Here is a 21,912-nt window from a genome sequence, read left to right as displayed (position 1 = left end):
GCTACAAACAGGCAATCAAGATTACACTCTCTACCTCCTTTTTCCAAATATTTGACCAAAAACTGGCATTTGAAATGAGCGTATATTCTGCATTGAATTCGCATAAGGCTCATGCTCGCCTCTGACCGCAGTCATGGTCCGCCAATATTCTTGAAACAATTGTGCGCATGTCGCATTTGTTAAAGTTATCCTTTTATCATCTAGGCTAAATTCATGCTGAAAGGCTTTTTCGAGTTCCTCTTCTATTACAGATTTGTCACTTTCAGATATTCTGAAACAAGTTGCCAAAATTTCAGCGTGATCCTGCATTTTAGTCGCTAACAGCTCAACATTCTGCCTATGGAATGCAAATCCTAGAAAAATAACTCGGTCAGCATTTGCGATAGATGCCTTCATGGCAGCAAGTTGCTCACCCTCTTCGACACGCTCCGTAAATGTTCGGACTTGCTGAGCAACATCGGATAGGCACTGGGCAGAGCCACCACCGAAATCCGCGCTCGGACCAACTCCAACCTGCCACGGCAGCTTTCCAGCGACGCCATATGGCCGATGAACTACCAGCCTTTGCATCAGTTCGCGAATCCAGGCCAACTCCACACCGTAGTATCCAGCAAGCGAAAACGGCAAGTAATGCTCGAGACAACGATCATAGTTGAAATTAATTATCTGAAAATTATCAAAAATTCCCTCGATTTCACTCAGCTTCACATTTTCGGTTAGAAGCTTTGTTAAACTTCCGTACCAATTATCATTAAACTTTGATAAATTCAGCCCTTCATTGACGCCCTCGGGAACCCGAAAAAATAGACTCGCCGCTTCTGCGCGCCAAATTGCGCGGACGATGCCTAATTTTCCTATCAACTCAACTTCAGAATTCTCTAAGGCATCGATTACATTGTCAATAGACATTGCCTGTGTCGCCGATTTAGCAAGTCTCCAACCAGCTTTAATATGCGCATTCAATTTAACGACAGATGCACCTTCATTTAAATGTATTCTTAGGGCCTCTATAATCAAATGATCCCCGAACGACTGTCGATTAAAATTAAATTTAATATCCGTGAGCTGGACGATGCTTCTTAACAATTCAGGACCCATCGGAAGGCCAACCTCTACACTGGCGCCGGCCCCAATAACCATAACAGTTTTAGCCCTAAACATGCCGCACAACTCCCGAGCCAATGCCTCCTTTTAACTATCAATTTTGAATTTCTGGTCAACTGGGAGAGATCATTGACCTTTACCGGAAAACGGCGTGTCAGGTTGTTTTTCATACGGCACCACCACCTGCCGGATCGCCGTCCCGCTCGCCAGTTCATCGAACAGCGCGTTGATCTCGGACAGCGGGCTGACCGAGGTCAGCAGCTTTTCCACCGGCATCCGTCCGGCGCGCCAGAGGGCGATGTAGCGGGGGATGTCGCGCGAGGGGATCGCGTTGCCCATATAGCTGCCCATCAGCGTCTTGCCGTCGCCGACCAGCGATACGGCGGGGATCGAGAGCATGTCCGCCGGGTTGGGCAGGCCCACGGTAACGATCCGCCCGCCGCGCCGCGCCAGCCCATAGGCTTTGGCGAGCACCGGGGCCTTGCCGACGGTCTCGATCACCAGATCGGGCTTGCGGCCCAATGCTGCGACCACCGCCTCCTCGGCATCCTGCGGATCGATGGCGGCCACCGCGCCCAGTTCCAGCGCCAGCGCGCGCTTGGCTGGCACCGGATCGATCGCGATCACCGGATGCGCGCCGCCTGCGATCGCCGCCATCAGCGCGGCGAGACCGACGCCGCCCAGGCCATAGACGACGACGCTCTCGCCCGCGCGCAACCCGCCGCCGTTGAGCACTGCGCCCGCGCCGGTCAGCACCGCGCAGCCGAACAAGGCGGCGATCTCGACCGGAATGTCGCTGTCGATCTTCACCGCCGAACGCCGGTCGACCACGGCATGCGTCGCAAAGGCCGAGGAGCCGAGATGATGCTGCACCGGCGTGCCATTCTCCGACAATCTCCGCTCGCCGCCGAGCAAAGTCCCCGCGCCATTCGCCGCCGCACCGTTGCCGCACAGGTATCCCTCGCCCGAATGGCAGCTGGGGCAATGGCCGCATAGCGGCAGGAAGCTCAGCACCACGCGGTCGCCGGGGACGAAATGCTGCGCAGCGATTGCGCCCGGCTCGAGCACCGTCGCCACCGCCTCATGCCCCAAAGCCATCGGCATCGGGCGCGGGCGGTCGCCGTTGATGACCGAAAGGTCGCTATGGCAGAGCCCCGCCGCCTCGATCTTCACCAGCATCTCGTCCGCCCCCGGCGGCGCGAGATCGACCTCGGCGAGGCGCAGCGGACGGGTGGTGGCATAGGGGCCCTTGTGGCCGATGCGGTCGAGAATGGTCGCGGTGATCTTCATGTATCCGTCATGCCGCCTCGCCCGCTTGCCCGCAAGCGCCGCGCCGCCCCCTCGCCCGACTAGCGGACAGAAGCGAGCTGGTACATGATCTCGGCATAGCCCAGGGTCGCCTCGGTGATCCCGGCGACCTTGGGGTTGGTCGACTCCACCACATAATATTCGTCCGGGGCGTGCGCGCCGCTGCCATGGCCGATGCCGAAATGCCCGGCGGGGATGCTGACCGGCGGCGCAGTGAACACCGCGCCCGGCCAGGAACCTGCGAGCCGCGGGTTCAGGTTCGCCTTGACGCCAAGCTTCGCATAGGCCGCCAACTCCGCCTTGATCAGCCGGCTGTCCTCCGCCACCTCGGTCGGGTCATAGCCGCCCGAGACATTGGCCTCGATGTCCGTGAAACCATGCTTGTCGAGATGCGCGCGCAGCTTCTGCTCGGCCTCGGCGCGGGTCTGGTTGGGGACGAGGCGGAAGTCCATCTTGGCGACCGCGCGGCCGGGCAGCACGGTCTTGCCGCCGGGGCCGGTATAGCCCGCGACCAGCCCCTCGATATTCGCGGTCGGCTCCTGCGCGAGGCGGATCAGCGCCTGCTCGAACGGCAGGTCGTCGATCCAGTGGGTCAGCCCGAAGGACTGCTTCATCTGCGCCTCGTTCATGCCCTTCGCGGCTTCTGCGATCAGCGCCTTCTCGCGGTCGGTGAGCGGGCGGACATTGTCGCTCCACCCGCCGATCGCGACATTGTTGCCGTCGGGCGTGACCAGCGTCTGCAGCGCCTGGACCAGCCGCCAGGCTGGCGAATCGACCATCGCCTTGTAGCTCGAATGGATGTCGCCCTTGGGCCCCCTGCCCCATTTCTCGCCGCTGGCGACCAGTTCGAGCTCGATCACGCCCTTGGAGCCCAAGTTGACCTGAACCTCGCCATTCGCGCCCTGCCAACTCGCCGGGATGAAGATGCCCTCGCATTTCTTGAGTGCCGCCAGCACATCGGGCCGCGTCGCGATCTGCTTGAAATGGGGCGATCCGATCTCCTCCTCGCCCTCGCACAGCAGCACCAGGTTGACCGGCGGTTTCACCCCCGCCTTTTTCATCGCGTGCAGCGTGGCGAGCAGCGTCGCTTCCGGCCCCTTCTGGTTCACCGCACCGCGCCCCATGATCGCCTTGCCCCAGCCGGGCTTGTCGACGATCCGCGCCTCGAGCGGCGGCGAAGACCATTCCGCCGGATCGAACTGCTTGACGTCGTACATGAAATAGATGCCGAGCGTGCGCTTCGCCCCATTGTCCATCACCCCGAACACGCCGGGATAGCCGTCGGAGGGCACGGTGGTGACCCCGGTAAAGCCCGCGGATTTGGCGAGGTCCGCCATATAGGCCGCACCCTCGGCCATGTTCAAATTCTCCGCCGCGATCGAGGGCAGCCGAATCCAGTCCTGGATGCGTTTGATGTCGGCGTCGCGGTTGCTTTCCGCCGCCTTGCGGATGCGCGCCATCTCGCTTTCTGCCGCCGCGAGCGCCGCGCCGCCCCCGGCGGTGAGCGCCATTCCGGAGCCAACCAGGGCGGCGGAACGCAGCATCGCACGGCGATTGGGGGAAGCGGATATGGTATCGGACATGGGTTTGCGCCTCATTGCAACGTGGCTGAGACAAACAGGTTGGACCGGTCCAGGCGTTCTTGCAATGGGTAACACCCTGTAAACCGAATCACCCTAAACCCTTGAATACACATGACCTTGATCTGAGGTCAGATAACCGGGCCGACGCCTTCATGAGCATGCAGAATTTTGCCCATCAGCATGGCGAGTTGCTGGCCCAGGCCGATGCCATCGTGAGAGCCGTCAAGGCCGGGACGGACACGGCCCTGCGCGATCTGCCCGCGCTTCGCCTCGGATTTTCACGCCTGGTTAACAGCCATTGCAGCGTCGAAATTCGGCTGGTGAACGCCCGTGCGGCAGAAATGGAAAAGGACGCGGACAAGACCAAGCTGCTCCGCCGCTTTCATGACGAGCTGCTGATGTGGCGGGGCGACCTGATGGATTGCAACGCCAGCTGGCCGCAGCGCCGGGTGGCGGACGATCGTGCCGGATTTCTCGCGGCGTTTCGGGGCCTCAATGACCGGCTGAAGGCGCGCGTACGCTGGGAGGAGCAGGTCTTCTATCCGGCGATCTTCGCCACGCCCGGCAAGCGCTGATCACTCCACCCAGGCGGTGCGGCTGCGGGTGACGTGAAACAGCGGCTGCATCGGCTGCGCGGCGACATCGGCAAGCGGGATCGCCGTCGCACAGGTCGCACATTCCGCGCTCATCCGTCCGACATGCCAGTGCTTGCCACCGCAACCCGGGCAATGGTTGACATCGCCCGCGTGATAGAGCGGCATGAAGCCGCGTCGGGCAATGCGGCGCGCAAAGCTGTGTCCCGCTGCCAGCATATGGGCGGGGTCGAAAGCGGGGCGGGCATGGTGCATCGTCATGGCTTTGATCCTTTATCGGTCCCATGCCTTACGCATGGACGGCAGAACGGTTTCCTGTTGCGGCGGACCGTTCGTCGCTTTGATACCCCTCCCCCTCGCTGCACGCTGTGACGGACGGCATGATCCAGCTGACGGTGCACAACGAATCCGGCTTGCGCCCATCAACATTTGATATAATTATGATATCATGATTATCGAATCGGAGGGCGTTTCAGATGCAGCAGAATTCTTCTTTTGACGGCTCGTCGGGCGGCGGTGCCATGGTCGCCAGCACCGAAAGCGCGGCCAGCACGTTCAACGGCTATGTGTTCCTTCTGCTCATGCTGGTTTCCATGCTGCTACCGGTACTGGGCGTCGGAATGGCAAAGAGTGGCAACATGCTGGGACTGGTGCTGGCCGGGCTGAGCGCGCTTGCCTTTCTGTTCATCATCTCGGGCTTCTACATGCTCAACCCCAACGAGGCGGCGGCGATCCAGCTGTTCGGCAGCTACAAGGGCACCGATCGCAACACCGGGCTGCGCTGGCGCTGGCCGTGGCTCAGCCGCAAGAAGATCTCGGTGCGCGTGCACAACGTCACCTCGGAAAAGGTCAAGGTGAACGACCTGCGCGGCAACCCGGTCGAGATCGCGACCAACGTGGTATGGCGCGTGTCGGACACCGCGAAGGCCCTGTTCGATGTCGAGAACTATCAGGAATTCGTCGACATCCAGATCGAGAGCGCGGTCCGCGTCATCGGTGCGCGCTATCCCTATGACGATTTCAATGCCGATGAGGTGACGCTGCGCGGCGATGCCGAGGAGGTCAGCCACGAACTGGAAAAGCAGCTGCAGGAGCGTGTCGGCACGGCGGGCGTGCAGATCGATGAATGCCGCCTGACGCACCTCGCCTATGCGCCCGAGATCGCCCAGTCGATGCTGCGGCGCCAGCAGGCCGAGGCGGTGATCGCGGCACGATCGCGGCTGGTCGAGGGCGCGGTGACGATGGTCGAACATGCGCTGGCGATGCTCAGCGAGAAGAATGTCGTTCACCTCGACGACGAGCGCAAGGCGGCGATGGTCTCCAACCTGATGGTGGTGCTATGCGGCGAGCGCGACACCCAGCCGGTGGTCAATGCCGGGTCGCTCTATTGACCTGAACAATGCCCAATCCGCCGCCCAAGAAATCCTTCGCGCTGCGCCTCGATCCGTCGCTCCACGCGGCGATCGAGCGCGCCGCCGCGCAGGAATTGCGCAGCGTGAATGCCGAGATCGAGATCCTGTTGCGTGAGGCGCTGGCGCGGCGCGGCATCAAGCTCGCCCCGCCCGAACAGCGCCCCAGGGGGCGGCCACCGAAGGAATGAGGCAAATTTGGGCCGATGACGGCCTGCAGGAACCATCGTTCGCTATTGCCGCCCGGCCGTGCTAGGGAGGCGGCATCCGATAACCTGGATCGCCGATAACGCGCGCAATCGCGCGCCTTGCTGCCTGATCGTCTGGAAGTCCGACGAGGAGAGCATCGATGCGCTTTACCGAAAAATTCTGCCGCGAGCAGGAAAGCCTGCAGATCGCCAAGGCCGAAAGCGAACCGCTCAAGAACCGCCAGGGCATCGCGCTCGATGCGGCCAAGGCCTGGAATGCAGCGGCCAAGATCGCGCAGAAGCACGAAGCCGGGCAGCAGCCGCTCGACAAGCTCGATGCTGCGATCGTTCGCGAATTTGCCGAGGAAGACGCAGCCGGTTTGGTGGACGACGTTTCTGCGCCTGACGAGCGCACCGCCGCCGCGCTGCACTGACGGCAAGACGGGTCAGTCCCCGGCAGCAGACCAGCCGCTCAGCACTGCGTCAACCGCAGGCCGGGGCCGCTCTTCCAGCGGCTGGCCTGGCGTACCGATGAACACGAAGCCCGCGATCTGCTCGGGCGCTGACCCGAACATGTCGCGCACGGCATCGCTATAGCTCGGCCAGCCGGTGATCCAGCCGCCGACAAAGCCGTGCGCGTGGACCGCGTGGAGCAGGTTCATCACGAAGGCCCCGGCCGAAAGCTGCTGTTCCCACAGCGGGATCTTGCTCGATTCACGGGGCGAATAGAGCACGACGAGCAGTTCGGGCGCCTGGCGCGCGAAGCTTTCCATCGCCTCGATCTCGAGCCGTCCGGCCTCGGGCTTCTCCGCGCGATAGGCAGCAGTCAGCTTTTCGGCAAAGGCATCGCGCTGGTCGCTCGCCACATGCACGACGCGCCAGGGGTTCAGCTTGCCGTGATCGGGCGTGCGCAGCGCCATCCGCACGATCTCGCGCATCTGCGCGGCATCGGGGCCGGGCGCGATCATGTCGCGCGGGCGGCCCGAGCGGCGGCTGGCGAGATAGCGGGGCAGCGAGGACAGGTCGTTGAACTGGGTCACAATGGGCTCCGGCAGCGGGGTGGCACGCGGCAGTCTGGTATCAACTGCAACAAGGCGCTTCACACCCGCGCATTTTTGTCTAGGTTGCAGCCCACGCTATGGACGGCCTGGGGGCGGGCCGCCAACTGAAAAATCGACGGGAGACATTCGATAATGGCCAGCGGTTATGCCGTGAGCGGCGATTCCAAGGGCACATTCCTGGGCCACCCCAAGGGCCTGTATGTGCTGTTCTTCGCGGAAATGTGGGAACGCTTTTCCTATTACGGCATGCGCGCGCTGCTGATCTTCTACCTTACCAAGCACTGGCTGTTTTCGGATTCGCAATCGGGCGTCATCTACGGTGCCTATACCGCTTTGGTGTACATCACTCCGGTGCTCGGCGGCTATCTGGCCGACCGTTATCTCGGCCAGCGCAAGGCGGTGACCTATGGTGCAATCCTGCTCACCTTCGGCCACCTGCTGATGGGCTTCGAAGGCACAGGGGGACAGGACCCCGCTGCCCTCAACGTCTTCTGGCTGGCGCTCGCCTTCATCATCGTGGGCTCGGGCTTCCTCAAGGCGAACATCTCGGTGATCGTCGGCCAGCTCTATCCGCGAACCGACGTGCGGCGCGATAGTGCCTACACCATCTTCTACATGGGCATTAATCTCGGCGCAGCCCTCGGCTCGGTCGCCTGCGGTATTCTGGGCGAGACCTACGGCTGGTCCTATGGCTTCGGGGCTGCGGGCGTCGGCATGGCGCTGGGCCTTATCGTGTTCGTCCTGGGCAAGCCTCTGCTGTGCGGTCGCGGCGAAGCGCCCGATGCGGCGGCTTTGGCCAAGCCGGTGATGGGCATCAAGCTCGAATGGCTCCTGTACGCCATCGGCATCGCCGCCGTTCTGGGCATCTGGGTGCTGATCCAGTATCAGGAAGTCGTCGGCTGGCTGCTGCTCGCGTCGGGCGTCGTGCTGGTCGGCTATGTGCTGCTCACCGCCGTCACCAAGCTGCCGCGCGAAGACCGCGACCGCATCTTTGCCGCGATGTTCCTGATCCTCGGCTCGGTGCTGTTCTGGGCGCTGTTCGAACAGGCCGGGTCCTCGCTCAACCTCTATACCGACCGTTATGTTGACCGTGGCGATGTGAAGGCGTCGATCTTCCAGTCGATCAACGCGATCTACATCGTGCTGCTGGCGCCGATTTTCGCGGCGCTCTGGACGTGGCTGGGCCGCAAGGGGCTCGAACCCTCCGCCCCAGCCAAGTTCGGCCTGGCGATGATCCAGCTCGGCGCTGGCTTCCTGGTGCTGGTTGCGGGCGCTGCCGCTGCAGGAGCAGGTGTGCCGACCCCGGTGCTGTTCATCTTCCTCATCTATCTGCTCCACACCATGGGCGAGCTCTGCCTCTCGCCGGTGGGCCTCAGCGCGATGAACCGGCTGGCGCCGGCGCATATGGCCTCGCTGATCATGGGCACGTGGTTCTTCGCTTCGGCCTCGGGCAATTTCGTTGCCGGCCTGATCGCGGCCGCCACGGGATCTGAAAAGGCGAGCGGCGAAGGCGCAGGCCAGCAGACCGTGCTCGACGTCTATTCGCAGATCGGCTGGATCGCGATTGCCGTGGGCGTCGGAGTGCTCGTCATCGCCCCGCTGATCAAGAAGCTGATGCACCTCGATACGCTGAAGGATGCCGAACCGCTGGCGGGCGAGGACGAACTCGCCGAGAACCAGGCGGCAGGCGTGCATCCGGCGACGCGCGGTGCCTGATCACAACGACAAAACCACTTCCGAACTGCGACAGGGAAAGAACATGCGATACGGGTATCTCGCACCCCTGGCGGCCATAGCGGTCGTCGGGTGCGCCAACACGACAAGTGCCGAAGGGCCCTCCTCCGCCAGCGCCAGCGCGCCCAAGGCGGAGAAGGTGAGCATCAACGAAAACCCGTATCCCAGCACCTACAAGCCCTATCCGGGCCAGCCGACCGCGATCCGCAACGTCACCATCTTCGATGGCGAGGGCGGACAGATCGACAATGGCGTGGTCTTCTTCACCGACGGCAAGATCACCGCGGTCGGCGATGCGAACACGCCGATCCCTGCCGACATCATGGTGCTGGATGGCACCGGCAAGTTCGTGACGCCCGGCATCATCGACATTCACAGCCATCTCGGCGACTATCCCTCGCCGGGCGTGGCCGCGCATTCGGACGGCAACGAGGCGACCAGCCCGGTCACCGCCGATGTCTGGGCCGAACACAGCGTCTGGCCGCAGGACCCCGGCTTCAGCCGCGCGCTCGCCAATGGCGGCGTCACCTCACTTCAGATCCTGCCCGGCTCGGCCAACCTGTTCGGCGGGCGTTCGGTGACGCTCAAGAACGTGCCCGCGCGCACGATGCAGGCGATGAAATTCCCCGGCGCGCCCTATGGCCTCAAGATGGCCTGCGGCGAGAATCCCAAGCGCGTCTATGGCAGCCGCAACCAGAAGCCGGCGAGCCGCATGGGCAACCTGGCCGTCAACCGCCAGACCTGGGCCCGCGCGGCCGAATACAAGGCGCGCTGGGACGAATATGAGCGCAAGGGCGGCACCCCGCCCGCGCGCGATATCGGCATGGATACGCTGAAGGCGGCGCTGGAAGGCAAGATCCAGATCCACAACCATTGCTATCGCGCCGATGAAATGGCCATCGTCATCGATATGGCCAAGGAGTTCGGCTACAAGGTGTCGACCTTTCACCACGCGGTCGAGAGCTACAAGATCGCCGACCTGCTGCGCGAGAACAATATTTGCTCCGCCGTCTGGGCCGACTGGTGGGGCTTCAAGATGGAATCGTACGACGGCATTCCCGAAAATGCCGCGATCATCCAGAACGCGAACGCCTGCACGATCATCCATTCGGACGACCAGGATCAGATCCAGCGCCTGAACCAGGAAGCCGCCAAGGCGCTGGGCGACGGTCGCCGCATGGGCTTCAACATTTCGGACGCCACCGCGATCCGCTGGCTGACCTACAACCCGGCCATGGCGATGGGCATCGCGGACAAGACGGGCAGCTTGAAGCCCGGCAAGATGGCCGATGTGGTGCTGTGGAATGCCAATCCGCTGTCCGTCTATGCCCGGCCCGAAAAGGTCTGGGTCGATGGCGCGCTGCTCTATGATGCGAACGATCCCAAACGCCGTCCGGTGAGCGATTTCGAGCTGGGCCAGCCGGGTGAGGGAGACACGAAATGATGAAATCCCTCCTTTCGCTGAGCGTGGCCGCTGCCGCGCTGCTTGCCTCGCCTGTGCTCGCGCAGACCGTCGCCATCACTGGCGGCAAGGTCGTGATCGGGGACGGCAGCGCCCCCATTGAGGGCGGCACCGTGGTCCTGCGCGATGGCAAGGTCGTCGCCGCCGGCTCGGGCGTTGCTGTGCCTGCGGGCGCGCAGGTGGTCGACGCCACCGGCAAATGGGTCACCCCTGGCCTGTTCGCAGGCTTCAGCCGGCTGGGCCTGGTCGAGGTCGAAGCGGTCAACGAGACCAATGATTCGAGCGCCAGCCGGGGCGAATTCTCCGCCGCGATCGATGTCACCCCCGCGATCAATCCCAAGGTCAGTGCAGTCGCGGTCAACCGCGCTGCCGGCATCACCCGCGCGGTGGTCGCACCGATCGCGCCTGCTGCGATCTTCGCCGGGATGGGCGCGGTGATCGATCTGGGCGATGACTATAACGCCGTGACCAAAGGCCGCGCCTTCCAGTTCGTCGAGCTGGGCGAGACGGGATCGGCCAAGGCGGGCGGCAGCCGTGCCTCGGCGTTCCTCGAATTCCGCAACGCGCTGATCGAGGCGCGCGCGCTCGCCAATGGCCAGCGCGGCGTGCCCGCGCATCCGCACGATGCTTTGCTCAATCGCCAGGATGCGGCCGCGCTCGTTCCGGTGGTCAATGGCGAGATGCGGCTGCTGGTGCATGTCGAGCGCGCCGCCGACATCTTGAACGTGCTCAAGCTGCGCGAGGAATTTCCGGCGCTCAAGCTGGTGCTGGCGGGTGTGTCGGAGGGCTGGCTGGTCGCGAACCAGATCGCGGCGGCGGGTGTTCCCGTCATCGCCTCGGCGCTCAACGACCTGCCGTCGGAGTTCGAGAAGACCGCTGCGACGCAATCGAATATCGGCCGCATGAAGCGCGCGGGCGTCACCGTCTCGATCGGCATGATCAACGACAATGACGCGCACCGGCTGCATTACTCGCCGCAATATGCGGGCAACCTCGTCGCGCTGCAGCGCATTCCCGGCGCGAGCGGGCTGACCTGGGACCAGGCCTTTGCCGCGATCTCGTCCGGCCCCGCCCAGGCGCTGGGCATCGACGCGATGCTCGGGAGCCTCAAGCCCGGTCGCCAGGGCGATGTCGTGATCTGGGACGGCGATCCGCTCGAGCTTTCGAGCGCGCCCGTCGCGGTGATGATCGACGGCGTTCAGCAACCGCTCGACAACCGCCAGGCGCGGCTGCGCGACCGGTATCGCACCCCGCAGGAAGGGGCTTTGCCCAAGGCATACGATCGCTAAGATGCGGTGAACGGAGGATTCGCTGCGGTGATCCTCCTGTCACGCAGGGGACGGGCGGCGATGCAGGATTACGCGATGCTGTTGGCGGGGGCGGTCGGCTTTGTCGGCAGCCATTTCGCGATGTCGCACCCCTTGCGCGCCGGTCTGGTCCGGCGGCTGGGGGACAAGGGCTTCCAGATCGCCTATACGTTGGTTTCGTTCGCCACTTTGTTCCTGATGGTCGAAGGCTTCAAGCGTGCGCCGGTCAGCGCGCCGTTCTGGGCGGCGAACGAACTGCTCTGGGGGGTTTCGACGCTGCTGATGCTGGTCTCCGCGATCCTGTTTGTGGGATCGCTGATCGGCAATCCGGCGCTTCCCGTGCCCGAGGCGGCGGCCAAACGGATCGCGGTCAAGGACCCCCATGGCGTGTTCCGCATCACCCGCCACCCGATGATGTGGGGCTTCGCGCTCTGGGGTGTGGCGCATATCCTGATCGCGCCCAGGATCGATACGTTCATCCTGTGCGGCGCGATCATCACGCTCGCTTTGGTTGGCGCGAAGCTGCAGGACGGCAAGAAGTTCGTGCTGATGGGTGATGCCTGGCTGCACTGGCAATCGCGCACCAGCTTCATCCCCTTCGGACGCGGCTTCGCCTTTCCCGGCTGGGCGGCGCTGATCGGCGGGATCGTGCTTTGGCTCGCCGCGCAATGGGCGCATATGCCGCTCGGCGTGGGTGCGGCGGGCATCTTCCGCTGGCTGTGATGCCCCTGCCCCTTTAGCGCGGCGCTGCCACCCCCTATATCGCGGCCATGGCGCTGCCCGAGATCATCACCGACTGGTTTGCGCAGCGCGGCTGGTCGCCCCGGCGGCATCAGCTCGAGATGCTCGATCAGGCCGATGCCGGCAGGCACGCGCTGCTCGTTGCCTCGACCGGCGCGGGCAAGACGCTCGCCGGTTTCCTGCCGACCCTGCGCGATTTCGCCGATGGCAACGCTGCTGACGGGCTGCACACGCTCTATATCTCGCCGCTGAAGGCGCTCGCGCACGACGTGCAGCGCAACCTGCTGACCCCAGTGCAGGACATGGGGCTGAACGTGCGCATAGAGACGCGCAGCGGCGATACGCCCTCGGACCGCAAGGCGCGCCAGCGCGCGCGCCCGCCGCATATATTGCTGACCACGCCCGAGTCCTTGAGCCTGCTGCTTTCCTATCCGGAAAGCGCGGAGATGTTCGCGAACCTCAGGACCGTGATCATCGACGAGGTTCACGCCTTTGCTGCCTCCAAGCGAGGCGACCTGCTCAACCTGTCCCTCTCCCGACTCCAGACGCTCAGCCCCGGGATGCGCCGGGTCGCGCTGTCGGCCACAGTCGCGGATGCCGACAGCTATCGCGCCTGGCTCGCTCCGTTCGGTGACATCGATGCCGTGGCTCTGGTCGAGGGCGAGCCGGGCGCGGACCCGGACCTAAGCATCCTGATCACCGACGATCGGGTCCCCTGGGCGGGGCATAGCGGCCATTATGCGGTGCCGCAGGTGCTCGACGAGATCGAGCGCAATCAGACCACGCTCGTCTTCTGCAACACGCGCTTCCTCGCCGAATTCATCTTCCAGAAGCTCTGGGAGCTGAACGAGAAGCACCTGCCGATCGGCATCCATCACGGTTCGCTCTCGGTCGAAGCGCGGCGGAAGGTCGAAGGCGCGATGGCGCGCGGCGAGTTGCGCGCACTCGTCGCCACCGCCAGCCTCGATCTTGGCGTCGACTGGGGCAATGTCGATTGCGTCATCCAGATGGGCGCGCCCAAGGGCTCGTCGCGGCTGCTCCAGCGCATCGGCCGCGCCAACCACCGGCTCGATTGCCCGTCCCGCGCGATCCTGGTCCCCGGCAACCGCTTCGAATATCTCGAGGCCCAGGCCGCGTTCGATGCGGTGACCGAGGGCCAGCGCGACGGCGAAAGCTTCCGCCCCGGCGGGCTCGACGTGCTCGCGCAGCACATCCTGGGCCTCGCCTGTTCGGGGCCGTTCCACGAGGACGAACTGTGCGCCGAGGTCCAGTCCGCCCTGCCCTATAGCGCGCTCACCCGCGAGGCATTCCTGCGCGTGCTCGGCTTTGTCGAGAATGGCGGCTATTCGCTGCGCGCCTATGACAAGTTCAAGCGGCTGGTGCGCGAGAAGGACGGCACCTGGCGGCTGGCACATCCCAAGTTCGCGCAGGCCTATCGCCTCAATGCGGGCATCATCGTCGATACGCCGATGCTCGACGTCCGCTTCAAGAACGGACGATCGCTGGGCCGGGTCGAGGAGGATTTCGCCGCGCAGCTCGCACCCGGCGACACATTCGTCTTCGCGGGCATGGGGCTGGAGGTCGAGCGGATCAAGGATCTCGACCTGATCGTCAAGGCCTCGGCCAAGGCGACGCAGATACCGAGCTATAACGGCGCGCGCATGCCGCTGACCACGCATCTGTCGTCGCGGGTGCGCGAATTCCTCACCGACCGCGCCGGCTGGGCGCGCTTTCCCGATGACGTGCGCGAATGGCTGGAAATGCAGGACTGGCGATCGGCCATGCCCGAGCCCGACCAGCTGCTGGTCGAGACCTTTCCGCATCATGGCCGCGAGTACATGGTCTGCTATCCGTTCGAGGGCTGGAACGCGCACCAGTCGCTCGGCATGCTGCTCACCCGGCGGATGGAGGATCGCGGGCTGCAGCCGATGGGCTTTGTCGCCAATGACTATGCGCTCGCCGTCTGGGGCCTGAAGCGCGTCACCGACCCCGCCGACCTGTTCTCCGCCGATATTCTCGCCGACGAATTCACCGACTGGGTCGAAAGCTCATATCTGCTCAAGCGCGCGTTTCGCGAGGTGGCGATCATCAGCGGGCTGGTCGAACGCCAGCATCCCGGCAAGAAGAAGACCGGTCGGCAGGTCACTTTCTCGACCGACCTGATCTATGACGTCCTGCGCAAGTACGAGCCCGATCATGTGCTGCTCGAAGCCGCCTGGGCCGATGCGCGCGCGCGGATGACCGATATCGGCCGGCTCGGCGACCTGCTCGACCGCGCGGCGGGGACGATGCTGCATGTCGAACTCGAGCGCGTCAGCCCGCTGGCGGTGCCGGTGCTGGTGATGATCGGCCGCGAAAGTGTCGCGCAGGGCTCAGCCGACGATGCGCTGCTCACCGAGGCGGAATCGCTCGCCGCTACGGCGATGCGCGCGGACTGATTGCCAGCCGGCGCGTCGGCGTGTTACATCTGCAAGACAACCAGAGGCTGCGGTCATCGCGGCACGAGAGGATCGATCCGATGCTGTATCGCGCGCTGGCCGGTGCGTTGACCCTGTGCGCGGCGCTTTGCGCCGCACCCGGCGCAATCGCGCAGGATGCACTGCCCGAGAGCGGCTTTGCCAATACCACGGTCGGTGCGCTGACCGATGCCGACCGCCTAACCCAGGAAGCCGAACGGATCGCGCTTGCCCGCGACCGCGCCAGCCGCATGACCGTGCCGGTGAGCATCGACGGGCGCGGGCCGTTCAAGTTCATGATCGACACCGGTTCCGAGCGCACCGTGGTGTCGAGCGACATCGCCTCGGTGCTGTCGCTCGAAATGGCCGAGATCGCGCGGCTGGTGAGCATCGCGGGCAGCAAGATGGTGCAGACCGTGTACCTGCCCGAGGTGACCCTGGGCCGCCGCAATTATGGCGAGCTGGTCGCGCCAATGCTCGAGGCGCACCATATCGGCGCGGACGGCATTCTCGGCCTCGACGGACTACAGGACCAGCGCATCCTGTTCGATTTCCTGGAAAATGCGATCACGATCGAGGATATTACCGAACGCCCCCGGGTCAGCGATTTCGAGATCGTGGTGAGCGCGCGGCGCAAGTCCGGCCAGCTGATCTTCACCGACGCGACGCTGGGCGGCAAGCGGATCAGCGTGGTCATCGATACCGGCGCGCAATCGAATATCGGCAACATGGCGCTGCTCAAGCGGCTCGGCGCGTCGCACAAGCTCAGCGCGCAGCAGGCGAGCCTCACCTCGGTCACCGGCCAGACCATCCTTGCCGATGCCGGCCTGGCGCAGGATTTCCGCATCGGGCGCGCGCAGTTCGACTATGTACCCATCGTCTTTGCCGATGCTGACGCGTTTCGCGAGCTGGGCCTGGACAAGACTCCCGCTTTGCTGCTGGGCATGAGCACGCTGCGCCAGTTCAACCGGATGATGATCGATTTCAAGCAGCGCCGGGTGCTGTTCGACATGCCCGAGGCTGCGCGGGTCAGGCGCGATCGCGCGCGGATCTGACGGTCAGCACCAGTTCGGCTTGCCGCCGCCATACCAGACGGCCAGCCCTTCGCCGACCAGCGTTTCGCCCAGGCTTGTCCCGTTGCGCGTGACGCGGAACAGCGCGCGGCCATAGCGGTCGGTCGCGCGGTCCGCCGGCTCCAATGCGATCGGCCCGGCGTTGAGCAATTGCTGCATCCGTTGCTTGGCGCGCTGGCCAAGCTGGAATTCGGCATCGCAGCGTGGCGAAGAGATTTCGGGCGTGTCGATATCGGCCACGCGAATCTTCTGTCCCTCCAGCCAGAAGGTGTCGCCGTCGACGACGCAGGTATACCGCGCACCGCCGGCACAGGATGCAAAGCGGAAGGAGCCCCCGCGACCCGGGGCCGAGGCAGCAGAGCCGGTCGCTGCGATCGGTGCGGGCGGACCTTCCTGCGCCTCTAGCAGCTGACGTTGCTGGCGCGAGACGACCCAGGGGTCCGACCACGCCGTCGGCGCGGCAGCGGACGGGACCATCGTCGTCTCGGGCCAGAGCCACGCGTTGAGGTTCCATCCCGCCAGAAGCGCCAGAAGGATGGCGAGCGTCGATATGCGGGCTTCGGTCGCGCGGCTGACGACCCGGTTATGGCGGGTTCGCCGAGAGCCGGGCTGAGAGCGAAAGGCATGGGATCGACGCGCCATCGCCCGAATGTGGGGGCGCGCGGTAAATCAAAGCTTACCTGTGCGACGAAGCGCATCATTTTCCGACGAACAGAAAGCCCACCCCCGCCATGATGCAGGCAAAGGCCGCGAAATGCCGCCAATTGAGTGCCTCGCCGAGCACCGTGACCATGAAGACGCCGAAAACCGTCAGCGCCAGCGCCTCCTGCACCACCTTCAATTGCCCCGGCGTCCAGCCATGCGCGAAGCCGATGCGGTTGGCGGGCACGGCGAAGCAATATTCGACCAGCGCGATGCCCCAGCTGGTCAGGATCACCCAGAACAAGGGCCGCGACGCGGCGGCAGCGGGGCCTCCTTTCAGGTGCCAGTACCAGGCGGTGGTCATGAAGATGTTCGAGATGGTGAGCAGCACCAGGGTGGGGGCAATCTGGCTGGGCATGGACGGCTTTCAGCGGGTGGTGGGAGGGCCTGACGGGGTCGCGGGAGGTAAAGATAAGATAAATCTGTCGTCAACGCCTGCTTAACCTTTGACGACAGGACGTGCTTAACCAGCCCCCTCCCAAATCATGATCAACACCAGATAAATGGGGGTCAGTATGTCACCGGACAGTCTGTTCATTTCGTTCCTGTCGATCTCGCTCGCATCGGTCTTCATGGCTCTGGTCATCGGGACGCGCGGCGACGAAATCCGCAGGATCGCGGCCGCGATCGGAGAAGAGGGCGGCGGGTTCACCCGGCGCAAGGCGACACGCATCGCAGCGGTCGAACGCAAGACCGCGATTGCCGACGAGGCGATGATGGCGCGCGCACGCGGCGAGCGCTTCGTCCCGCCGCGCGACTATGGCGGTCGCTGAGACCGGTCAGCGCGTCGGCGGCTCGGTCAGCCCCAGGTCAATGATGAAACCCAGCACGCCGGTGATGGCGCCGTCCTTGCCGTGACGACAGGTTCCGCGCACGAGAATGTTGCGCATCTCTCCGGCCTCATTGAGCAGCCGGGCGTGAAAGTCGAAATCCTCGCCATGGTCGAGCGCGCGCCGTACCGCCCGCCGAACCTTGGCCCGGTCATCGGGATGATAGGCCAGGATCGCTTCGGACATCGGCGGTTCGCCCAGGCTCCGGTCGCGCGCGTAAATGGCAAATACCTCGTCCGACCAGGCCAGCGACGTTTCCGACCATTCGTAATGCCAGTTGCCGATCCGGCCGGCCGCCAGCGCGTGATCGAGCGCCCGCGCGACGCTGTTGGCATCCGGCGCGGCGGCCCCGAGCTGCCATTGCGCCCGGCGCAACCGGCGCAGCAGCTCGAGCGCGGCCAGCGTCGCCACCAGCGCACACAGCCAGGGCAGATGTTCGATCAGGGTGACGCTCATCGAAATGCGCTATTGCTCGCTGCAGGCTGCCTTGTGCGCCCTGGCATTCTCGACATAATGCGCGACGCCCATGCGCATACCCATGATCGCGGGCTCGGGCAGGTCGCGCATGTACTGCGCGGGCCGCCCGCCCCAGAGCTGGCCTGACGGCATGGCCTTGCCCGGCGTCAGCATCGCGCCGGCCGCCAGCATCGCATCGCTGCCGATGCGGCAGCCGTCCATCACGATCGCGCCCAGGCCCACGAACGCCCGGTCCTCCAGAATGCAGCCATGCACCATCGCCATATGACCAATCAGCACGTCTTCGCCGATGATCGTCGGGAAGCCCTCGGGCGATCCCGGGCGCGGACTGTCGCAATGGATGACGCTGCCGTCCTGCACATTGGTCCGTGCGCCGATGACGATGCGGTTCACGTCTGCCCGGATCACGCAATTGTACCAGATGCTGGCATCGGGGCCGACCTCCACATCGCCGATGATGCGGCAGCCGGGCGCGATGAACGCGCTGTCATGAATGCGCGGAGTCTTGCCGTGCAGGCTGATGATCGAAACATCGTTCATGGTCTCAACCCTTTGCCAGCAGGCGCGCGGCATGCGCGGCGTGGTAGGTCAGAACCCCGCTGCACCCGGCGCGGCGGAAGGCAAGCAGGCTTTCCAGCACCACCGCATCGCGGTCGCCCGCACCGGCGGCGACAAGCGCTTCGATCATCGCATATTCGCCCGACACCATATAGGCATAGACCGGCACGCCGAACGTCTGTTTCACCCGCGAGACGATGTCCAGATAGGGCATGCCGGGCTTGACCATCACGCTGTCCGCGCCCTCGGCTATGTCCATGGCGACCTCGCGCAGCGCCTCGTCGCCGTTCGCCGGGTCCATCTGATAGCCCTTTTTGTTGCCCTTGAGCAGACCACTCGACCCCACTGCATCGCGGAACGGGCCGTAAAAGGCACTCGCATATTTGGCGGCATAGCTCATGATCTGGACATTGTGGTGGCCGTCCGCTTCCAGCGCGGCGCGGATCGCGCCGATGCGGCCGTCCATCATGTCCGACGGCGCGATGATGTCTGCCCCGGCCCGCGCCTGGTTGAGCGACTGGCCGACCAGTATCTCGACCGTCGCATCGTTGAGCACATAGCCCTCGCCGTCGATCAGCCCGTCCTGGCCGTGCGCAGTATAGGGGTCGAGCGCGACATCGGTGAGCACGCCGATGGAATCGTCCAGCGCATCCTTGATCGCGCGGATGGCGCGGCACATCAGATTGTCGGGGTTGAGCGCTTCCGCGCCATCGTCGCTGCGCCGGTCGCCCTGGGTGTTGGGGAACAGGGCGAGGCACGGAATGCCGAGGTCCACCGCCTCCCGCGCGCGCTCGACGATCCCGTCTACCGACCAGCGCGACACGCCGGGCAGCGAGGCGATCGGCTCCTCCGTGCCCGTGCCCTCGGTCACGAACAGCGGCCAGATCAGATTGGCAGGCGACAGGCAGGTCTCGCGCACCATGTCGCGGCTCCACGCGGTGGCACGCGCGCGGCGCAGGCGGGTGGCGGGATAGGCGGAGGCAACAGGTGTAAAGCTCATGGAACAGTCTTAGCGAGTGGACCGGCCGAGGGGAAGCGGTGTTGGGGAGCATGCTGTCGTGCTTGCTGCCAACTCGTCACCCCCGCGAAGGCGGGGGTCCCGCTTCTGGTCCGGAGAACCGAAATAGCGGGATTCCCGCCTTCGCGGGAATGACGGGCACTCTGCGTGTAATGTCTACCCCATCGGCAGCGTCATCGTCGCCCGCAGTCCCTCGACCACACCGCTCGCGCCGCGCCGGTTCTCCAACCGCAGCGCGCCGCCATGCTGGTGCAGGATCGCGCGCGCGAGGGTGAGGCCGAGGCCCGTGCCGCCGGTGGCCATGTTCCGCGAGGCTTCCAGCCGGGTAAAGGGTTCGAACATCCGTTCGATCTGGTCGTCGGGAATGCCGGGGCCGTCATCGTCTATGGTAATGCTCACCCTGCCCGGTATCTGCGCGATACTGACCCGCGCACGCGCGCCATAGCGCACCGCATTGCCGATCAGATTGCGCAGCGCGCGGCGGATCCAGGTCAGCTGCAGCGGCACCACGATGCGCGGCGTATCGGCGAGCGCGACGTCCTGACCGAGATCGCGATATTCGTCGGCGATCATCTCGACCAGCGCACCCAGATTGACCGGCTCGCGCTCCTCGCCGGTCCGGCCGATCCGCGCCAGTGTCAGGATATCGTCGAGCGTGCGGGTGATGTCGTCGATGCTGGCGACCATCCGCTCGCGCTGGCGGTCGTCGGGCACCGATTCGACGCGCACCCGAAGCGCGGCGAGCGGGGTCTTGAGATCATGCCCGATCGCGCCGAGCATCACGTCCTTCTCGTTCAGCATCGCGGCGATGCGCGCGCTCATAGCGTTGAACGAGCGGGTGAGGTCGGCAAGATCGCTGGGCCCGGTCGGCTCGATCGAGCGCGCCTCCTGGGTCCGCTCGAAATGCGCCACGCCTTCGCGCAACGTTCCCATCGATCGGGCGATCCGGCGTGTCAGCCACACGAGCGGGACCAGCATGACCAGATACAGGATTACCGTCTGCCCGATAATCGTCGCCAGAATGCGCACCGAGGCTTCGGGCACGGGCACCCGGACGCTCAGCCACTGTCCGTCGGGCCGCTGGATGGCGATCAGCGCGAGCTTGCTGATCGGGCGATCGTTGCGCCCGCCGATTTCGGCCGCCAGCCGATCGACCCTGCGGGCGCGCGGCGGGGCCGGCATCAGCGCCGCGTCGATCCGCGTGGACGGAACGCCATAGCTCGGCAGAATGGCGGCCAGGCGCGACACCAGGCCGGGCGCGGGCCGCATGTCCGGCTGGACCGGATTGTCGGGGGTCAAGTCGGTGCGGCGCAGCCGGAAGCCGGGTGCGCGCTCGATGCGGCTGCCGAAGCGCTCGCGCAACGGCCGACCCTGCTGCAGGCGATCGGTCGCGGCAATCAGCCGGACCGAAGCCTCGGCCGCGATCCGGTCCAGCGCCTGTTCGCGCTGCGCGCGGACCAGCAGCGCGGCATTGACCAGCTGACCTGCCAGCAGCGCAAAGGCGATGGTGAGTAGCAGCCGCCCGGCAAGGCTCGACGGCCAGAGCCGCTGGAACAGGCTCATGGGGTGTCCGGGCTGGCGAGGCGCCGCACGCGCGCGGCGAGCGTATAGCCGCCCCCCCAGACGGTCTTGATCAGGCGCGGCGAGCGGTTGTCCGCTTCCACCTTCTTGCGCAACCGGCTGATCTGGTTGTCGATCGCGCGGTCGAACAGATGCGCCTCGCGGCCATGCGCGAGATCGAGCAGCTGGTCGCGGTTGAGCACGTGTCCTGCATGTTCGCAGAACACCTGCAGCAGCTTGAACTCGGCGGTGGAAATGGGGACCAGCGCGCCATCGGGATCGGTCAGGCGGCGCTTGACGGTATCGAGCGTCCAGCCGTCGAACTCGAAGCCCTGCGGCTCGTCCTCGGCAGGCTGGGGCACGCGCGCGGCACGGCGCAGCACGGTCTTGATCCGCGCCACCAGCTCGCGCGGGTCGAACGGCTTCACGACATAATCGTCCGCACCGATTTCCAGCCCGATGATGCGGTCCATCGCCTCGCCCTTGGCGGTGAGCAGGATGACCGGCGTTTCGGATTGCGCCGCGACATGGCGGCAGAGGCTCAAGCCATCCTCGCCCGGCATCATGATGTCGAGCAGCAGGATCGAGAAGCGCTGGTCGCGCATCAGCGTGCGCGCCTTCGCTGCATCGCCCGCCTCGGTCACGGCAAAGCCCTGGCCGGTCAGATATTCGGCCAGCGGCTCGCGCAATGTCGGCTCGTCATCGATCAGCAGGATATGGACGGGATCGGTCATCGAATGTCAGCATG

The 21,912-nt window shown here is 64.8% G+C and carries 23 protein-coding genes; 11 read left to right on the top strand and 12 right to left on the bottom strand.

What is annotated here, in order from left to right; all coding sequences use genetic code 11:
- Positions 1–30 precede the first annotated feature (30 nt).
- The 3 genes from FG486_RS09865 to FG486_RS09855 form a co-directional block, all read right to left on the bottom strand.
- Complete coding sequence (locus FG486_RS09865; protein ID WP_181267385.1) at positions 31–1,161, bottom strand: hypothetical protein; 1,131 nt, start codon at positions 1,159–1,161, stop codon at positions 31–33.
- Between the two features lie 69 nt (positions 1,162–1,230).
- The gene (locus FG486_RS09860; protein ID WP_181267384.1) at positions 1,231–2,394 is read right to left on the bottom strand and encodes a zinc-binding dehydrogenase; all 1,164 of its coding nucleotides are present in this window, start codon (positions 2,392–2,394) and stop codon (positions 1,231–1,233) included.
- A 59-nt stretch (positions 2,395–2,453) separates the two neighbouring features.
- On the bottom strand, positions 2,454–3,995 hold the full coding sequence (locus FG486_RS09855) for a M20/M25/M40 family metallo-hydrolase (protein WP_241695686.1): 1,542 nt from the start codon (positions 3,993–3,995) through the stop codon (positions 2,454–2,456).
- Between the two features lie 188 nt (positions 3,996–4,183).
- Here FG486_RS09855 and FG486_RS09850 point away from each other — a divergent pair, with 188 nt between their 5' ends.
- Positions 4,184–4,570 carry a hypothetical protein gene (locus FG486_RS09850; protein ID WP_181267383.1) on the top strand — a complete coding sequence of 129 codons (387 nt, stop codon included), beginning with the start codon at positions 4,184–4,186 and terminating at the stop codon, positions 4,568–4,570.
- Here FG486_RS09850 and FG486_RS09845 read toward each other — a convergent pair whose 3' ends face one another.
- Positions 4,571–4,849, bottom strand: coding sequence for a hypothetical protein (locus FG486_RS09845; protein ID WP_137775927.1), 279 nt, complete (start codon positions 4,847–4,849; stop codon positions 4,571–4,573).
- Positions 4,850–5,064: 215 nt separating this feature from the next.
- On the opposite strand from FG486_RS09845, the gene FG486_RS09840 reads away from it, so the two are divergent.
- The 3 genes from FG486_RS09840 (at position 5,065) to FG486_RS09830 (ending at position 6,619) form a co-directional block, all read left to right on the top strand.
- Entirely contained in the window at positions 5,065–5,979 is a 915-nt protein-coding gene (locus FG486_RS09840; protein ID WP_181267382.1) for an SPFH domain-containing protein, read from the top strand.
- An 8-nt stretch (positions 5,980–5,987) separates the two neighbouring features.
- Positions 5,988–6,188, top strand: a complete 201-nt coding sequence (locus FG486_RS09835; protein WP_060977552.1) for a type II toxin-antitoxin system antitoxin — start codon at positions 5,988–5,990, stop codon at positions 6,186–6,188.
- A 158-nt stretch (positions 6,189–6,346) separates the two neighbouring features.
- Positions 6,347–6,619 (top strand): hypothetical protein, encoded by a 273-nt coding sequence (locus tag FG486_RS09830; protein WP_181267381.1) that lies wholly within the window; start codon positions 6,347–6,349, stop codon positions 6,617–6,619.
- A 12-nt stretch (positions 6,620–6,631) separates the two neighbouring features.
- Here FG486_RS09830 and FG486_RS09825 read toward each other — a convergent pair whose 3' ends face one another.
- Positions 6,632–7,225 (bottom strand): nitroreductase family protein, encoded by a 594-nt coding sequence (locus tag FG486_RS09825; protein WP_181267380.1) that lies wholly within the window; start codon positions 7,223–7,225, stop codon positions 6,632–6,634.
- A 153-nt stretch (positions 7,226–7,378) separates the two neighbouring features.
- Between FG486_RS09825 and FG486_RS09820 the strand changes: the two genes are divergently transcribed.
- From FG486_RS09820 to FG486_RS09795, 6 genes are all read left to right on the top strand, one after another.
- Complete coding sequence (locus FG486_RS09820; protein WP_137775928.1) at positions 7,379–8,962, top strand: peptide MFS transporter; 1,584 nt, start codon at positions 7,379–7,381, stop codon at positions 8,960–8,962.
- Between the two features lie 43 nt (positions 8,963–9,005).
- On the top strand, positions 9,006–10,424 hold the full coding sequence (locus tag FG486_RS09815) for an amidohydrolase (RefSeq protein ID WP_066283211.1): 1,419 nt from the start codon (positions 9,006–9,008) through the stop codon (positions 10,422–10,424).
- Complete coding sequence (locus tag FG486_RS09810; protein ID WP_181267379.1) at positions 10,421–11,731, top strand: amidohydrolase family protein; 1,311 nt, start codon at positions 10,421–10,423, stop codon at positions 11,729–11,731. Before FG486_RS09815 ends, FG486_RS09810 begins: the two co-directional genes overlap by 4 nt.
- Before the next feature lie 60 nt (positions 11,732–11,791).
- Positions 11,792–12,472: an NnrU family protein gene (locus FG486_RS09805; protein WP_181267957.1), complete on the top strand. Its 681-nt coding sequence runs from the start codon at positions 11,792–11,794 to the stop codon at positions 12,470–12,472.
- A 47-nt stretch (positions 12,473–12,519) separates the two neighbouring features.
- The gene (locus FG486_RS09800; protein ID WP_181267378.1) at positions 12,520–14,928 is read left to right on the top strand and encodes a ligase-associated DNA damage response DEXH box helicase; all 2,409 of its coding nucleotides are present in this window, start codon (positions 12,520–12,522) and stop codon (positions 14,926–14,928) included.
- Positions 14,929–15,008: 80 nt separating this feature from the next.
- Complete coding sequence (locus FG486_RS09795; RefSeq protein ID WP_181267377.1) at positions 15,009–16,001, top strand: retroviral-like aspartic protease family protein; 993 nt, start codon at positions 15,009–15,011, stop codon at positions 15,999–16,001.
- A 3-nt stretch (positions 16,002–16,004) separates the two neighbouring features.
- Here FG486_RS09795 and FG486_RS09790 read toward each other — a convergent pair whose 3' ends face one another.
- Positions 16,005–16,661, bottom strand: coding sequence for a thermonuclease family protein (locus FG486_RS09790; protein ID WP_241695685.1), 657 nt, complete (start codon positions 16,659–16,661; stop codon positions 16,005–16,007).
- Between the two features lie 55 nt (positions 16,662–16,716).
- Positions 16,717–17,079, bottom strand: a complete 363-nt coding sequence (locus FG486_RS09785) for a DMT family protein (RefSeq protein ID WP_066274915.1) — start codon at positions 17,077–17,079, stop codon at positions 16,717–16,719.
- Between the two features lie 157 nt (positions 17,080–17,236).
- Between FG486_RS09785 and FG486_RS09780 the strand changes: the two genes are divergently transcribed.
- Positions 17,237–17,494, top strand: a complete 258-nt coding sequence (locus FG486_RS09780) for a hypothetical protein (protein ID WP_137775931.1) — start codon at positions 17,237–17,239, stop codon at positions 17,492–17,494.
- 6 nt (positions 17,495–17,500) lie between these two features.
- Here FG486_RS09780 and FG486_RS09775 read toward each other — a convergent pair whose 3' ends face one another.
- The 5 genes from FG486_RS09775 to FG486_RS09755 form a co-directional block, all read right to left on the bottom strand.
- Positions 17,501–18,007 (bottom strand): PAS domain-containing protein, encoded by a 507-nt coding sequence (locus FG486_RS09775; protein WP_066274906.1) that lies wholly within the window; start codon positions 18,005–18,007, stop codon positions 17,501–17,503.
- A 9-nt stretch (positions 18,008–18,016) separates the two neighbouring features.
- A complete protein-coding gene (locus FG486_RS09770) occupies positions 18,017–18,568 on the bottom strand; it encodes a gamma carbonic anhydrase family protein (protein WP_066274901.1) in 552 nt (183 codons plus the stop codon).
- A 4-nt stretch (positions 18,569–18,572) separates the two neighbouring features.
- Positions 18,573–19,586 carry a porphobilinogen synthase gene (gene hemB / locus FG486_RS09765; RefSeq protein ID WP_181267376.1) on the bottom strand — a complete coding sequence of 338 codons (1,014 nt, stop codon included), beginning with the start codon at positions 19,584–19,586 and terminating at the stop codon, positions 18,573–18,575.
- Positions 19,587–19,760: 174 nt separating this feature from the next.
- The gene (locus tag FG486_RS09760; RefSeq protein ID WP_181267375.1) at positions 19,761–21,167 is read right to left on the bottom strand and encodes a sensor histidine kinase; all 1,407 of its coding nucleotides are present in this window, start codon (positions 21,165–21,167) and stop codon (positions 19,761–19,763) included.
- Positions 21,164–21,898, bottom strand: coding sequence for a response regulator (locus FG486_RS09755; protein WP_066283343.1), 735 nt, complete (start codon positions 21,896–21,898; stop codon positions 21,164–21,166). The genes FG486_RS09760 and FG486_RS09755 overlap by 4 nt, the downstream gene beginning before the upstream one ends.
- Positions 21,899–21,912: the final 14 nt, after the last annotated feature.

It is taken from the genome of Blastomonas ursincola (assembly GCF_013607875.1).
Classification (GTDB): Bacteria; Pseudomonadota; Alphaproteobacteria; order Sphingomonadales; family Sphingomonadaceae; genus Blastomonas; species Blastomonas ursincola.
Note: the sequence above shows the minus strand (reverse complement) of the source record. Positions and strands in the feature narration are given on the sequence as shown.

Coding starts and splice junctions, on each gene's coding strand:
- FG486_RS09775 (WP_066274906.1), bottom strand. CDS start 18,007: ATGAGCGTCACCCTGATCGAACATCTGCCCTGGCTGTGTGCGCTGGTG.
- FG486_RS09815 (WP_066283211.1), top strand. CDS start 9,006: ATGCGATACGGGTATCTCGCACCCCTGGCGGCCATAGCGGTCGTCGGG.
- FG486_RS09840 (WP_181267382.1), top strand. CDS start 5,065: ATGCAGCAGAATTCTTCTTTTGACGGCTCGTCGGGCGGCGGTGCCATG.
- FG486_RS09805 (WP_181267957.1), top strand. CDS start 11,792: ATGCAGGATTACGCGATGCTGTTGGCGGGGGCGGTCGGCTTTGTCGGC.
- FG486_RS09855 (WP_241695686.1), bottom strand. CDS start 3,995: ATGTCCGATACCATATCCGCTTCCCCCAATCGCCGTGCGATGCTGCGT.
- FG486_RS09835 (WP_060977552.1), top strand. CDS start 5,988: ATGCCCAATCCGCCGCCCAAGAAATCCTTCGCGCTGCGCCTCGATCCG.
- FG486_RS09820 (WP_137775928.1), top strand. CDS start 7,379: ATGGCCAGCGGTTATGCCGTGAGCGGCGATTCCAAGGGCACATTCCTG.
- FG486_RS09795 (WP_181267377.1), top strand. CDS start 15,009: ATGCTGTATCGCGCGCTGGCCGGTGCGTTGACCCTGTGCGCGGCGCTT.
- FG486_RS09785 (WP_066274915.1), bottom strand. CDS start 17,079: ATGCCCAGCCAGATTGCCCCCACCCTGGTGCTGCTCACCATCTCGAAC.
- FG486_RS09790 (WP_241695685.1), bottom strand. CDS start 16,661: ATGGCGCGTCGATCCCATGCCTTTCGCTCTCAGCCCGGCTCTCGGCGA.
- FG486_RS09800 (WP_181267378.1), top strand. CDS start 12,520: ATGGCGCTGCCCGAGATCATCACCGACTGGTTTGCGCAGCGCGGCTGG.
- FG486_RS09845 (WP_137775927.1), bottom strand. CDS start 4,849: ATGACGATGCACCATGCCCGCCCCGCTTTCGACCCCGCCCATATGCTG.
- hemB (WP_181267376.1), bottom strand. CDS start 19,586: ATGAGCTTTACACCTGTTGCCTCCGCCTATCCCGCCACCCGCCTGCGC.
- FG486_RS09830 (WP_181267381.1), top strand. CDS start 6,347: ATGCGCTTTACCGAAAAATTCTGCCGCGAGCAGGAAAGCCTGCAGATC.
- FG486_RS09860 (WP_181267384.1), bottom strand. CDS start 2,394: ATGAAGATCACCGCGACCATTCTCGACCGCATCGGCCACAAGGGCCCC.
- FG486_RS09760 (WP_181267375.1), bottom strand. CDS start 21,167: ATGAGCCTGTTCCAGCGGCTCTGGCCGTCGAGCCTTGCCGGGCGGCTG.
- FG486_RS09755 (WP_066283343.1), bottom strand. CDS start 21,898: ATGACCGATCCCGTCCATATCCTGCTGATCGATGACGAGCCGACATTG.
- FG486_RS09780 (WP_137775931.1), top strand. CDS start 17,237: ATGTCACCGGACAGTCTGTTCATTTCGTTCCTGTCGATCTCGCTCGCA.
- FG486_RS09865 (WP_181267385.1), bottom strand. CDS start 1,161: ATGTTTAGGGCTAAAACTGTTATGGTTATTGGGGCCGGCGCCAGTGTA.
- FG486_RS09770 (WP_066274901.1), bottom strand. CDS start 18,568: ATGAACGATGTTTCGATCATCAGCCTGCACGGCAAGACTCCGCGCATT.
- FG486_RS09810 (WP_181267379.1), top strand. CDS start 10,421: ATGATGAAATCCCTCCTTTCGCTGAGCGTGGCCGCTGCCGCGCTGCTT.